Source organism: Rhodococcus sp. IEGM 1341 (assembly GCF_030056895.1).
Lineage (GTDB): Bacteria > Actinomycetota > Actinomycetes > Mycobacteriales > Mycobacteriaceae > Rhodococcoides.
In genome coordinates this window covers 200,482-214,591 of record NZ_JASHKV010000005.1, presented here as the reverse complement: position 1 = coordinate 214,591, position 14,110 = coordinate 200,482, and the positions used below count along the sequence as shown (strand labels likewise).

11 protein-coding genes are annotated in these 14,110 nt (G+C 65.8%); 1 reads left to right on the top strand and 10 read right to left on the bottom strand.

What is annotated here, in order from left to right; all coding sequences use genetic code 11:
• Positions 1-48: 48 nt before the first annotated feature.
• The 10 genes from QM615_RS14035 to QM615_RS13990 are packed head-to-tail and all read right to left on the bottom strand — an operon-like array spanning position 49 to position 12,432.
• On the bottom strand, positions 49-2,298 hold the full coding sequence (locus QM615_RS14035) for a hypothetical protein (RefSeq protein ID WP_269595002.1): 2,250 nt from the start codon (positions 2,296-2,298) through the stop codon (positions 49-51).
• Positions 2,279-3,565 (bottom strand): glycosyltransferase family 2 protein, encoded by a 1,287-nt coding sequence (locus QM615_RS14030; RefSeq protein ID WP_255183129.1) that lies wholly within the window; start codon positions 3,563-3,565, stop codon positions 2,279-2,281. The genes QM615_RS14035 and QM615_RS14030 overlap by 20 nt, the downstream gene beginning before the upstream one ends.
• Positions 3,566-3,612: 47 nt before the next feature.
• Positions 3,613-4,593 carry a glycoside hydrolase family 16 protein gene (locus tag QM615_RS14025; RefSeq protein ID WP_283347426.1) on the bottom strand — a complete coding sequence of 327 codons (981 nt, stop codon included), beginning with the start codon at positions 4,591-4,593 and terminating at the stop codon, positions 3,613-3,615.
• Entirely contained in the window at positions 4,590-5,300 is a 711-nt protein-coding gene (locus QM615_RS14020; RefSeq protein WP_283347425.1) for a DUF998 domain-containing protein, read from the bottom strand. Before QM615_RS14020 ends, QM615_RS14025 begins: the two co-directional genes overlap by 4 nt.
• A complete protein-coding gene (locus QM615_RS14015; RefSeq protein WP_283347424.1) occupies positions 5,297-6,577 on the bottom strand; it encodes a hypothetical protein in 1,281 nt (426 codons plus the stop codon). Before QM615_RS14015 ends, QM615_RS14020 begins: the two co-directional genes overlap by 4 nt.
• Positions 6,574-8,256: a lipopolysaccharide biosynthesis protein gene (locus QM615_RS14010; protein ID WP_283347423.1), complete on the bottom strand. Its 1,683-nt coding sequence runs from the start codon at positions 8,254-8,256 to the stop codon at positions 6,574-6,576. Before QM615_RS14010 ends, QM615_RS14015 begins: the two co-directional genes overlap by 4 nt.
• Positions 8,253-10,025 carry an alpha/beta fold hydrolase gene (locus QM615_RS14005; protein ID WP_283347422.1) on the bottom strand — a complete coding sequence of 591 codons (1,773 nt, stop codon included), beginning with the start codon at positions 10,023-10,025 and terminating at the stop codon, positions 8,253-8,255. The genes QM615_RS14010 and QM615_RS14005 overlap by 4 nt, the downstream gene beginning before the upstream one ends.
• A gap of 43 nt (positions 10,026-10,068) precedes the next feature.
• Positions 10,069-11,016 carry an amino acid--[acyl-carrier-protein] ligase gene (locus QM615_RS14000; protein ID WP_283347421.1) on the bottom strand — a complete coding sequence of 316 codons (948 nt, stop codon included), beginning with the start codon at positions 11,014-11,016 and terminating at the stop codon, positions 10,069-10,071.
• Positions 11,016-12,170 (bottom strand): acyl-CoA dehydrogenase family protein, encoded by a 1,155-nt coding sequence (locus QM615_RS13995; RefSeq protein WP_149407377.1) that lies wholly within the window; start codon positions 12,168-12,170, stop codon positions 11,016-11,018. Before QM615_RS13995 ends, QM615_RS14000 begins: the two co-directional genes overlap by 1 nt.
• A gap of 4 nt (positions 12,171-12,174) precedes the next feature.
• Positions 12,175-12,432 carry an acyl carrier protein gene (locus tag QM615_RS13990; RefSeq protein WP_032396368.1) on the bottom strand — a complete coding sequence of 86 codons (258 nt, stop codon included), beginning with the start codon at positions 12,430-12,432 and terminating at the stop codon, positions 12,175-12,177.
• Positions 12,433-12,700: 268 nt separating this feature from the next.
• Between QM615_RS13990 and QM615_RS13985 the strand changes: the two genes are divergently transcribed.
• Entirely contained in the window at positions 12,701-14,101 is a 1,401-nt protein-coding gene (locus tag QM615_RS13985; RefSeq protein WP_283347420.1) for a DUF7159 family protein, read from the top strand.
• Positions 14,102-14,110 lie beyond the last annotated feature (9 nt).

Sequence of the window (14,110 nt, the reverse complement as noted above, 5' to 3'; positions counted from 1 at the left end):
ACCAACTGGGAGATTGTTTGGAGATACACGTCATAGTTTGTGACGAGATCAACGTGATCGGTACTGGTAGACGATCGTGTTGGTGTCCTGATACCGCACCGACCACGCCGAGTTGGTGGCGAGCCACTGCCGGAAACGTGCGACCGCATCGTCGGCGACGAACCCGTAGTACTGCATCGCCTCGAGCGACTGACGGGTCAGGACCATGTAGGTGGGTGTGTCGCTGACCGACGCGTTGTAGTCGATCTGGCCGAGCTTCTCCGGCGTCGGGAAGCCTTCCATGTACTCGGGGCCCAGCGCGTAGAGCGGGACGTCCCAGTACTCGTTGGCCTCCGTCAGGCGCCCGTAGTCCGACGTCGACCGGGCCGGGTAGCCCGAGGAGTACAGCATCGTGACTGCGGTGCCGGACGGTGACTGCGCGGCGACCGCGCGGGCGTCGTCGATCTGGTCGCGGTGTTCGAGCACGATCGGCCACAGGCCGAAGTAGCTCTGCAAGCCCAGCACGGCACTGCCGAGTGCCCCGGCCGTGGCGACCGCAACCGATGTCCGGGCGGTGAGCCTGCGGGCCCGGGACGGGCGATCCTGGGAGGGCTTGCGATCGAACAGGGCCAGGAACAGCGGCGTGATCAACAGCACGCAGCCGGGGATCGCGTACAGGTACACCCGGAAGATCGCTTCGCCGCCGTAGCTCTGCCCGGCGAGCAGCATGATCGATCCGAACGCCATCACCATCGGTGCCCAGAACGTCTTCTTGGTACGCCAGGCGTAGATCGCCGAGACGAACGCCAGCACGAACACCCCGCCGGACAGTGCGCGGCAGACCAGGGACGTGATCTGTTTGCCGAGCACGCCCTCCGCCTCGACGTTGCTCGCGGCGTTCTGTACGGGGTCGAACCCCTGGAAGAGTCCGTACGGTGCCACGATCGGCAGTCGCGGATACAGGTATCCGAGCAGGATGATCCCGAGAGGAATCATCAACCACCACGGCTTGGCTCGCCGCGTCACCAGCAGCACGCCGGTGACGGCCATCAGCCAGTACGGCGTCAGCTGGTGCGTCGGGACCAGGGCCGCGAACGGAACGATCGACAGGAACGCCGCGGACCGGGTGAGCGAGGAGGACATCAGCAGCGCCAGGAAGCCCACGGCGAGCAGAACGGCCCACGCCTGCGGTGAGTAGTAGTCCTGGCCCACCCAGTTGATGACCTCGGCGAGCATCGCCGCGGTGATCGCGGCGCGTTTGTCGAACTTCATGACCCGCGCCAGTCCGTAGACGGCCGCCGCGAGCACCACGTGGATCATCGGCGCGAACACGTGCGCCAGAGCCAGCGTGTCGTATCCGGTGACGTGCTGGAACCAGGCCGAGACGAGGAAGAAGCTGGGCCACTCGCTGTAGATGTCGACGCCGCTCGGAGCCAGTCGGTTCAGATCGAGCACGAACTCGGTGACGGCGACGTGCTTGTACGTCCAGTCGTAGATCGGAGCGGAGGTGACGAGGGTGACGGTGAATCGCTGGACCACGATGGCCAGGCCGATGGCGACCAGCATGGTGCGCAGCTGATGACGACGCAGCGCGATCAGGAACGCCGCCATGATCAGCACCATGCACAGCACCAAACCAGGGCCGGTTCCGGCGGTCAGCAGCCCGAACTGCGAGTACGTTGCGCGCTCGAGACCGGGCAACAACGGCAGCCACAGAAAGAACGCCAACGCCAGAATCAGGCCGGCAACATTGCGTCGCAACGTCTCTCGGTCGGTCAGAGCGAATTTCACGGAAGCGAGGGCGGACGTTCGCGACGACGGCGAGACGACCTCACGTGCCTGCGCCACCCAGACCGGCAGGTCGGGACGGCCGTGCTTGCGGTACCAGAGCACCGACGAGCCGATCAGGGCCAGACACAGCCACAACGTCCACATCCGGGGCGACCAGCGGTAGCCCCACATCGCCGCCGACACCATCAGTGTCACCACCGAGATACTCAGAATCGGCAGGGCGGCAGGAACCGCGGTGCGTGGGATGCGCACCCACGACAGGATCGCGGCACCGGGTCCGAAGAACAGCAGGACCGTCAGAAGCACGACGCGAACCAGCGTCGGCAGCGCGATCATCGAGGCCAGGCCGGACAGGGCGGCGAGGACGCTGATGTCCGAGTAGCGCAATCGGCTACCCGCGCGCCGCCGCGTGCCTGCAGCGAAGTCGGTGGTGCCTATGGGCCAGTCGGTCCAGTCGGACGGGACGAACAGCTTGTGCCGCAGATCCGCGATGGACCGGTATCTGGAATCAGTCGAGGACGGGTTCACGGCTCACCCCCGCCAGCGGAGTGCGTTCGCGACCTTCGCGCCTGCTGCGCCGGATGGCCGCGGGGCCCTTGGCGATGGAGAGCAGTTCCATCCGGCCGATGCCGTCGGGCAGGTCGGCAGCGAGATCGTCGGGAGGGGAGGCGACCTTGCTCATCTTGGCCGACAACCGAATTGCACTGCCGAGTCGGCGGGCGGCAACCTTCGCCGCGAGGCTCGCGGATCTGCGGTCGGTGGCGACCGTGTACAGCCACGCGCCGAGCCCGAGCCCGTACCCGCGCGCCTGGACCGCCAACGCCTCGGGATCGGCGCGGTGACGGTGCCACACGATGGCCGCAGGCTCGTACACCAGCTTGTCGCCGGCCATCAGCACCCGGAAGAACATGTCGAGATCCTCACCGCCGTTGGTCGGCGATCCCACTCCCAATGCCTCGTCGAATCCTCCCAGATCGAACATCCGGCCGCGGTCGACCGCGAAATTGGCTCCGGTTCCGTACATTCCGACCTGGAACGGAAACAGCGGCACGTCGGCCGGAGGGTTCTTCAGGTCGTAGACCCGGGGCGTCACCGAACTCGCCCACCCGACGCGGCGATCGAAGTACGCCTGCGCCTGAGTGCGGATCTCCCCACTCGGCACGATGCCGGACACGCACGTGACCCGCTCGGCCCGCCCGAAGCCGCGCGCGATGCTGCGCAACCACCTCGCGTCGACGGCGACGTCGTCGTCGGTGAAGGCGACGATGTCGTGCCGCGCTGCCCGTAAACCCGTGTTCCTGGCCCTCGACAGACCCGCCGTCGGCTCGGACACGACGCGAACACGGGAGTCGTCCAACCCCCGAACGTACTGCTGCGTGGCATCGGTCGGAGACGCATTGTCGACGACGACCACCTCGAAATCCGGGTAGTCCAGAGCGGACACCGACGCGAGCGCGCCCTGCAGATGATCGACTCGGTCACGAGTGCAGATCACCACGGTGATCGGCGGCAACGCTCGATCGGTCTCGGGCACAGCATCGGGCATCGGAACCTGGGCGAGCGACATCGCCGCCCTCCGTGCATCGTCTGCCGCGACCGCGCCGTCGACGACATCGAGTTCGACGAAGCCGAGGGGGTCCGGTCCGCGTCGGATCAGCAACCGGGCACGGTGGTAACCGTCGGAACCGTCGAGGACGAGAGAGTCCGGAAGATCCTGCTCCAGGTCGATGTCACCGATCCACACGGCACCGTCCCATTCGGGAGACTGCAGTCTGGGGAGCGCGGGAGGTAACACGGGGAGGGTCCTTTCGAGTGACACGTACGGGCAGGTGGGGCGGGGTCTCAGTCGGCGCGATACCGCACCCAGTCGACCGCCATGGTCGCCGGGAACGGCGTGGAGTTGTCGGTGGGGCCGGGCCAGTCACCGGCGACGGCGACGTTGAACAGCAGGAAGAACGGCTTGTCGAAGACCCAGTAGTCGTTGCCGCCGGTGAGGTCTGCCGGAGTGATCGTGGCCAAGGTGGTGCCGTCGATGCCGGTGGTCACGCGGCCGGGAGAGCGCTCGACCCAGTAGGTGTGGAAGTTCTCGGACAGTGGCTCGGGCGGAATCCCGCCTGCGTCCACCTTCTGGCTGGTCAACGAATCAGGTTGGGGGGCATGGATTCCGGTGTGGTACTGGTCGGCCTGGTTCAACGTCTCCATGATGTCGATCTCGCCGGACAGCGGCCAGCCGACCGAGTCCAGGTCGGTACCGAGCATCCAGAACGCCGGGTGCAGTCCGGCTCCGGCCGGCATCTTGATCCTGGCCTCGATGCGGCCGTAGGTGAACTCGAACTTGTCCTTGGTGGTCACTCGGGCCGAGGTGTACCCGTCACCGTTGCGCATCGCGTTGATGACCATGTGGCCGTCACCGTCGAGAGACGAGTTCTCGGTCGAATCGGTGTAGTCCTGCTTCTCGTTGTTGCCCCAACCGGTCTGTCCGACATCGTGACTCCAACGGTCGTCCGACATGGCATCACCCGCCGTGCCCGAGAAGTCGTCGTAGACGGTGAATCCGGGCTTGGCGGCTTCGGTATTCGACGCCGACGTCGTGGAGGTGGCGTCGACGGTGCCCTGCGCAGTGGAGTCGGGGTCGGCTCCGTCCGAGCGCTGCGTCAACCCGTACACGGTTCCGGTGACGACCAGACCCAGCACGACGAGGAACGCCAGAACGGAAGGCCAGCGTCGACGTGGAGGCTCGACGATGAGCCCGGTTCCTGGCAGCCGCGAAACCTCGACGGTCCCCGTTCCGGACTCGTGGCTCGATGCGGCATGACGACTCACGCGGTCTCGTCGACGTTCTTCGGAACTCGCGTCGCGTTGAACTGCGAGACCGAGAGCACGACTATGCCCACGAGAAGTGCATAGGTGGCGATGCGTTCCATGCTGCCGATACCGAGACCGAACTCGTGACCGCTCATGTAGGCGAAGTAGCCGGCCAGACCGACGGCACCGAGCGCGGTCACGACGATGCGGATACCACGCGGCAGACTCCGGTGCCCGCCCGCGACGACGAGGCCGAAGTTTCCGAAGATGAAGAACGCGGTGGCTCCGAACGAGTGAATGGGGTAGTTCACGCCCTGGTTGATCACGCCGGCGGTCGTGGCACCTGCGCCGGCCACGAGGAAGAACGACGCGGCCCTGCCGTCGATCCGGCGAACGATGTACCACGATGCGCCCACCGCGGCGATCGCCACACCGAACAGCACCATCGAGGCGTTCAGCAGCACGTAGAGCTGGCTGCACGGCCAGTTACCGGTAGGTCCGCAGAAAGGAACGCCGAGCTCGCTGATGTAGTTGTTCCGGTAGCTGTAGAGACCACGCCACGTGGCCGAGACGATGTACTCGACGAGGACGAACTGCACCACCGACAAGCCCGCCCACCGAGCGACGTGGGCAACGAAGACCGATCGCTTCGTTGCAGGCGCACCGGTGCTCGACGTCGGACTGTTCGCTTCGGGTTCGGTGGGGCGCTTCGCTTCGATGGTCATGCAGTTTTCTCCTGAGGGGCCAGCAATGCGAGGGGGTTCGCTGCTACGAGATCGAGTGCGGCTTGCACTGTGTGGCGATCGAAAACATTGTCGTGGAACGACGCCGAGACGAACACGACCGAACCGATGGTCTCCATCGTGATCATCACCGACTCCGGTAGTCCCGGATCGGCGATCACGAAGAAGGCGCGGTCGGCGGGATCGGCAACCCAGGAGACCTGCTCCAACTGCCTGACCCTACCGAGATCGGAGTACATGAGCTGAACTCTGGGGCGAACCGGAACTTTGTCTCCGAACACCCCGGAGACGGCCTTGTGTTCACGCTTGTACCTGATGGTGCTGATCGTCGCGGATGCGATGGGACGGCCCTTGGCGATGGCACCGGACAGTGCCCCGTGCACCTCCCCGGCCGAGGTGGGATCGATGTCGGAGAAACGGATCCCGGCCGCGAAGTTGCCGAGCACTACCGTCGACGGCGGAAGGTAGCGGCGGCAGTCGAACAGAAACGCCGCGGAACGATCGAGTGACAACGACGTGCGCGCGAACGCCGCAGCCACGGCGGCACACATGACCGCGCTGACACTCGCGCCGGGCAGGTGGGATTCCCGCCACCGCCGGATCGCATCGGTGGTACCCGATTGCGTCACCACGGTGGCCACCGCCGCGGACGGTGCCCACGGCCGAGATGCCGTCGGCGATGCGGTGTCCGGCGCGGCGGTGGTGGCTGCGTATTCCGGGTTCGGACCGGGACGGACGCGGTCGTGGATCGTGTCGAAGACTTTCCTGGGATTTCGAACGATCCAGCGCAACAGTGCTTTTCGGAGAGGGTGACCGTCGATGGCTCTGCTCGCCCACGCCGGAAGCGGGGCGTCGGGACGTGCGTCGGCCAAGTAGGCGAACAGGTCGACCGGCAACAGAGCGTCGCCGATACCGTGATTGAGATCGAGGAACAGGTAGCGACCGGCCAGACGGATCCGCAGAGTGATCTCGGGAACGGACGCGTGCGAGAACTCGGTGAGCTCCTTGGCCAACTGCTCGTGATCGACGGCGGGTCCCTCGACGATGTGCTCGACCACCCGCTCCGGCTCGTAGACCCAGCCGGCCGAAGACTGGTCGGCGCGCAGGCCCAGCCGCGTCGCAGGACCGATCGAGGCCAGTGCGAGTACCCGGCTCCGCACTCGTGCGAGATCACCGAAGTCCGCAGGTCCCAGCACGGTCACGATGCGCGAATCGGACCGAAGCATGTCCAGTGAACTGGCGCGATAGGTCTGAGTCATGGTGCCGTCCTGTGTTGAGCGTGGACAGGGATGCGACGCGGTGACGGTTCGTCGAGCTGCGGCCGGCCGTCCTGTGGCTCGCGGCGAGGCGGTTCCGCGTGGCGGGGTTCGGCGTGGCGTGGCTCGCGATGACGCGATCGAGGTGGGCGGGCATCGCTGTCGTCGATCGGCCCGCGGGGTCCGGGAGAGCCCGACGGGCCCTGGTCGTCACCGGACTCGCCGTTGCTGCCTGCGGACAGCTCACGAATCCATCGGACGAGCGGCACGATCAGAACGACTGCCCCGAACGCCTCCGCGGCGAGGTACGCCCAGCCGACGGCCGCGATGCCCATCGACGACGACAGTGCCACCGAGCCGCCGATGATGATCGAGGTGGCCACCACCTGCACGATCACGGCCAGTCGCATGCGCCGACGGACCCGAGCCAAACCGTCGTACAGGGAACCGACGACGGAGAGCGGGATGGTCAGCGCGGCCAACTGCACGATGATGGTGCCCTGATCGCGATAGCCCTGGCCGATCAGGCCGAGTCCGAACGGTGCAACGAACGCCAGGAAGATCGACCCGCCCACCGCGACGATGCACACGAGGCTCATGAATCGCTTCGTCAGGCGGTGGAACTGTTCGGGGTGGGCGGCGACCTCGGCGACGTACGGTCCGATCAACACGCTGATGAGAATGTACAGAGCACTGACGATCGACCAGGTGAGCGAGAAGTAGGCGTTCTGCTCGGCACCGAGGGTGGCGACGACGATCATCGGCACGAGCAGCGGAGCGAGCGAGCCGAGCGCGGTGATGCCGTACGCCGAACCGAAGTAGGCCCACATCTCACGCCGGGGCGGCAGATCCGGCTTGCCGGCGTACCGCTGTTCGGTGCGGACGTTCTTCAGGATCGCGCGCAGGACGAAGATCGACGCCACGATCGCGGGGACGGCCCAGGCGGAGATGATCGAGGTGCTGCGCTCGGTCGAGAAGAGCGCCAACAACAACACGAACTTGAAGACGGCGTGAAAGACGTTCTTGGCGGCCGCCCATCGGGCGACGCCCAGGCCGGAGGAGGTCTGATCCTGCAGCGCGAACACCGCGAGCACTGCGACGAAGAACGGGAACGAGACGATTTCAGCGGTGTTGGTGAACATCTCATCCACCGGTGCAACCAGCAAAAAGCCGCCGCCGAGCACGAACGCGAACGCGGTGACGGTGAGGTAGCCGCGCACGATGAACGACTTGGCCAACCGGCCCGAGATCGGAAGGAATCGCTCGTACATCGAACCGAGGCTCAGATTGGACAACGTGGAGAGCATCACCGCGGAGGTGATGACCGCCGACGCGCTGCCCACCTCGGCGACGGGGTAGAGCCGACCGGCTGCAGCCCAGAACAGCAGGCCGAGTGCGCCGGTGATGGCCGTCGAGAGCATCAGGGCCATCGAGTTGAGCGCGAGGTTGCGATCGGAGGCCTTCGAACCCGGTCCCGTCTCGGGTGCCGAATGTTCGACGGGGTCGGCGATCGGAGACACATCGACCGACTGCACGGCATCGTGCCGAGGCACGGTCTGCACCGGCATCGTCGGGCTGTTCATCAGACCCAGGTCGAACCGAGCCGGTTCGACCGGATACCACCGAAGTTGTTCGAGCTGTTCGTGCTTGGGCGGCAGGATTCGGGGAGCGCGGTGCTTCACAATCGAACCCGCCCCACTGCGACGGGAGGCGACGGAGCAGTGATCTCGAGGTCGAATGCAGCAGCAGTGACCGCGAGAAGTTCGGCTCGCACGTTCTCGCGCAGGTCGCGGCCGTAGAGCGAGTGATCACCGGACTCGAACGAGGTGACGGTGGGCACCGACGATCGGCGTCGGAGCCGGCGCATTCCCTCCGGGCCACGATTGGTTTCGAACCAGGCGGTGTCGCTGGGGGAGAGCAGAACTCGTGTCTGCACCCGGCGGTCGCTGAGAATGCGCAGCGAGATCTCGGGAACCTGGATCAATCCGCGCCGGCCGAGCCAGATCCACAGGGCATACGGAATTCGCGGCTGCAGTGCATTCTTGGTCCGTACACCCCAGTGGTGCAGACGGTCGAGTGCGCGAGCCTTCAGTCCCGTCTCCTCGATGTGCATCGAGGAACGCTTGACGAATTCGAGTCGACGAGTGGTCCAGTCCAGGGTGTTGAGCAGTACTGCGGCACGAACCCCCAGTTCTCGGGCGGCGAAGCTGGAATACCAGGAGCCCGAGCACATTCCGGCCACCAGGACATTGTCCGGGGTCGACCCCGACTGCCGGACGGCGGTGAGTGCATCCTCGTTGCCCTCGTCGCTGTAGAGCCGGGTCAACTCCGTATCGGACACGATTCCGCTCTCGCCGGTGCCGCGACGATCGAAACGCATCGTGGCCACTCCGAAGCGAGGCAGTAGCCGCGCCAGTTCCACCCACATACGGACCGGGCCGACACGGTGCTCGTTGGCGGTGGGATACAACACCACGGTCGGTCCACCGGGCAGGCACAGATCCGAGGACGACCGAATCGCGAAGAGCCCCTGTGCGCCCAGGTATTCGATGTTCTCGTGGATTCCGTCGACCACGAACCGCGATCGACGCTTCACCGCCACGTCGGCGGTGGGTGTCGCGGGGAACTTCGACGCCGTCCACGTCGCGAGGTAGGAGATGTCGGACGTCGGGATGACGACCTCGAAATCACTCGGCTCGAGAAAGTCGTCGTGCGCGGTCAGAATGTGTTCCTGAGCCGAGAGAGTCTCGACGACCCTGCGTACGGGCTTGGTATCGGCTCGCTCGGCGCGCGTGGCAACCAGCACCGGTGCGTCCGTTCTCGTCTTCGCGGCATCGAGCGCGGAGAAGTCGGCAGCCGAATCGGGATGCAGCACAGCGCCGATGATCGACACCCGCGGATCTGCGTCGGAGTCGGTGGTCACGCTCACCGAATACAGCGCGCGCTGCTCGTGCAGATACGACCGTCCTCTGACCACCGGATCCCACAGCGTCATCGCGGTGAGCGGGCCACACTCGGCGGCGACCGAACACGCCAACAAGGCCCCGACGCGCAGACCGACGAGGCCGACGTCGTTCACCCCGCAACCACGAACGTAGGCGACGGCTTCGACGATGCTGCGCTGCCAGTGCGCCACCGCGTCGGGCTGATCCTGCTCGCCCCACGAATCCCCGGTGCCGTGATAGTCGAACCGCAGCACCAGAAGTCCCTGCGCACACAGCTTCTGCGCGAGCAGGGTCATGCCGCGATACGAATCGACCTGTTCCTTGCCCAATGGTGGGCACAGCACCACACCGCCGCGCGCCCGACCGCCGGACGGCACATGGACGGTGCCGAACAGCGGTGAGTCGGCCGGGCCGAACCACATCGAGTACTTGCCGCCCGCCGTACGCGAAGAGGACTCGGCGAGAACTGAGCCGATGCGCCGGGGAGCGGTGCGGGAACTGTTCACAGGTTTGGTCCTTCGTGTACGTACACGGGTGAAGCGGTATCGATCAGTTGCGCAGTGCGGCAGGCCAGGCCGATCGATCGAGTCCATGGGTGCGGAGCATCGCCAGGGCGATGCGTTCCATGCCGAAGCCGACGCAGGCGCTGTGGGCCGGTTCGCCGTCGACGGTCTCGATGCCGAAGGTGTGCCCGAAGTGATCGCGGTGGCAGTTGCACGAGACGACCGCGGTGCCCTCGTCGAGATCTCCGTAGAGCTTGACGACCAGTTCGGTCTTGAGGTTCTCGTTGCGCTGGTTCGCCGCGAGCATGCGTCCTGCGCGACCGAAGAACGGGTCGTTGGCAATGACCGCCTCGGCTTCCAACCCCAGATCTGCCAGCACCTGAAGACCGCGCGGTACCCAGCGTTCGCGGTGTGCGATCGCGTCGTCGGGGGTGCCGACTCGAACGAACTCGTGCATCCGAAATGCCTGCATCCGAGCCGGATCCACCGCGGGCTCGTGCCGGAAGCAGTAGCCGTAGATGTCCATCAGCGTGCCCTCGTCGGGCAGCGTGCCGGTGAGCATCGAGTACGACGGATGGCAGGCAGCCGAGACCAGCATGGTGCCCGCCGAATGCAGGAAGTGATCCCAGTCCTTACCGTCGGATCTTTCCGCCAACAGCGCCGCGTGTTCCTTGTTGTCGCCCTCGAACGTGTTGATGGCACCGGTGAGGTTGGGGAACGACGCGATGTAGTCGGTGCGCTCGAAGGCTTCCCGCGGGAAGACCGGAGCGAACCGGAATCGAGTGGCCTGACGGCCGTGTTCGGCGACGCCTGCCTCGGTGACGCGGGCATCGACGAACTCGATGATGTCCTCGAATTCGCCACTGCGCCCGTACAATCCGGGGATCGAGCTGGGAACCAGCAAGCCGGCGTCGATGAGCTCGGCGCGGAAAGTGGCTCGGGCCGAGTCGAGTTCGCTGATGTCTGCCTCCGGTGCGGAGTGTGTGGTGGTCATCATTTTCCCTTGTAGACGAGGGAGAGCTGCGAGTTGTGCCCCAGGATGCGTTCGTTGCTGACCATGATCGCGGACCCGTGCGCATCGCGAAGATGACGGCCGATGCTCATCTCGCCGTCCTGGCGGTAGCCGGAGATGCCACAGATTTGCAGTGCCTTGCCGACGATGTCGATGACGAGCGTCGACGCGGTGACCTTGACGTTGTTGATCTTGAGTGCGAAACCGATGGCTCCGAGCTCGGCGGGGCTGTCGGAGACGGCCTCGAACTTGGCTGCGGCACCGAACACCGTGTCCACCAACTGCTCGTGCACCACCATCAGCTCCGCGAGACGCAGCGCGCTCGGCGGCGGCGTTCCCGGAGTCTTGCGTGCGGCCTTCTGCACCGACTTGCGCGCCTTGGTGACCGCCGCGTCGGCGATGCCGAGCCACGCAGATCCCCACAGCACGTGCGCTACCGGAAGCATGGTCTGAGCGGAGATGTCGCCGTAGTTGTCGCCCAGGATGTTCGACGTCGTCGTGCGCGCGTCCAGCATGAAGCCGGGGCTGCAGGTGCCGCGAAAGCCGAGGGTGTCCCAGGTGCCGGTCTTGACGAGCGTCACGTCGGGCTTCTCGCACACCACGAGCACCTGATCGCTCGGCGGGCTGTCGACGCTGCGCCGCGCCGTCGCCAACACGATCTGTGCGTACTCGCCGTAGGAGATGACCGGTGCGTTCTTGCTGAGCGTGATCTGCTCACCGTCGTACTCCACCGCGCAACTGCTCGAGCGGACGTCGCCGCCGATGTTGATCTCGGTGGTGGCCGACGCCACCAGTATGCGATCGGTCACGATCCGACGCTGCAGGTCTGCCATGGCGTCGGACTTGCCGTGGCGGACGATGCTGAGCACCTGTGACTGGTGCATCACGAAGATCATCGCGGTCGATGCGCACTCGGCACCGAGGGCGCGCGAGATCCGGGCTATGTCGGTCAGTGTTGCCCCGCCTCCGCCGAACTCCCGCGGAATTCCGACCCCGAGCAAGCCGGCGTCGCGCAGCGCATCCACCGATTCGGTGGGAAAACGGGCATCGCGATCGACCTCGTCGGCGTAGGTCCGCAGTACGGCCAGCACGTCGGTGATCGACTGGTCGATCGAGCTCTCGTAGACGGTGGTCATGGCCTCAGTCCGTCAGCTGGGCGATGGCCGCGGCGATCGCGTTGATGCTGCCGAAGGTCGACTTCTGCAGCATGGTGTCGGGAAATTCGACGTCGAACTCGTCCTCGAGCGCGATCATCACGTTGACGCTGGCGTGCGAGGTGAGGCCGCTGTCGTAGAGATCGGCAGCTTCGTCGATGCCCTCAACGGGGACCGGCAGCTTTCCGAATTTCTCCAGAACGGTTCGCACTCGAACCACGTCGTGAGCATTGAGCGTCTGCATCGAAACCTCCACCGATCGCGTTAACCACGAGACCGGACGGCCTCGTCGTCGACTCAGGGTCGGCTGGCAGTGCGCCTTTTCGACCCAAAGTCTCCCCAGACCCTCTTAAACAATATCGCAGATTGTTTAGTAGCGTTACCGGGATGCCCGCATCGGGTATCCGAGCCGCCGTACACTTCGAGTGGAGCGGGGGCTCGTACGGGCGCCGGATCGGGCGTCGAAACACAATCTGTGAAGGACTGTCTGGTCTATGGGCGGAGTCTGCGGGGTGTCAGTGGGTACCGGTGCCGTGCGCATCGCGTACATCGCCGACGGCCGCCGCGTCGAGGACTCCATCGACGCAGAGGGCGCACACGACCTGCTGCCCGGCAAGCTCGTCGACCTCGGGCCGTTCGAGGACATCGTGCTCGCAGGATGGGACACCGCAGCCGTGACGGCGCTGCTGGAGACCCTCGGCGACGGCACCGTGCCGAACGCTCGCATGGTCGAGGAGTCCCGCGCCCTGCTCGCCTATGCCCGCACCGTTCCGGAACTGGCCGACAAGGACTACGTCCTGGTCGTGGACCTGGGCAAGAAGGGGTTTTCGGCCACCGCACTCGATGTGGCGGGCGAGTACGTCGAGTGGACCGCACGCACCGTCGACATCAGCGGTGACCGCTTCGACGAGGTGGTCCGCGGCATCGTGATGGCCAAGGGCATTCTGCCGGCTCCGGTCGGCCCCGAGGGCGATCAGGAGTACCAGGCCTTCTTCCGCGAGCTGAAGGAGTTGGTGAGCTCGTCGGTCGGCGTCCGGGCACCCAACCGCGGCCCGATGTTGCTCAGCCGAAAGGAATTCGAGCGAGAGATCACCCCGCTCGTCTCCGACGCCCTGGACTGGGCCTCCAAGCAGGCGCCCGATGCCGTACTGCTGATCGGCGGCGGTGCAGGCATCCCCGCGGTGCGCACCATCATCGAAGACAAGTGGAACGTTCCCGTCCACGTGCCGGACGACCCTGCAATGGCCATCGCCGAGGGTGCGGCACTCGACGAAAGACCCGCCGAAACCCCTTTCGACGGCTCTCTCCATGCCGATGTGGGAATCATCACCGTCCCGGACGACGCGTCGGAGCTGCTCGATGCACCCGAGATGCTCGCCGAGCCGGAGACGCTGGACTTCGACACCGTCGAGGAGTGGATGGTCGACGGCCTCACCGTCGATCAACTCGCGACCGAGGATCTGACGATCCCGTCGACCACCTTCGATACGGCCCCGGCCGACATCGATCTCGACGAACCTGCACTCCTGCAGCCCGAGGTGCTCGAACCCGCGGCACCCGAGCCGGGGGTCGTCGCCGAGCCGGTTCGCCGCGGCCGACGCACCTGGTCGATTCGGGACGCGTCCGTGCTCGCCGCCGTGAGTCTGCTGATCGTCGCGGTGGTGGGACTGGTGTTCACCCGGGGAAACACTCCACCGCCCACTCCGCTGATCGACCAGCAGATTCCCATCGATTCCACGTTCGCCGCTGCGCTTTCTGCCGCCGCGGGTCCGGCCGACGGGGTCGATCCGGGTCCCGCCGAGCTGCCGGTGCTCGGGCCCGTTCGATTGTCCGATGCGGACCTGTACGAGCGGGAGTTCACCTACGCCGGCGAGCTGTACCTACCGACTGTCGATCCGGAGCTGCCGGAATAGACCTCGGGT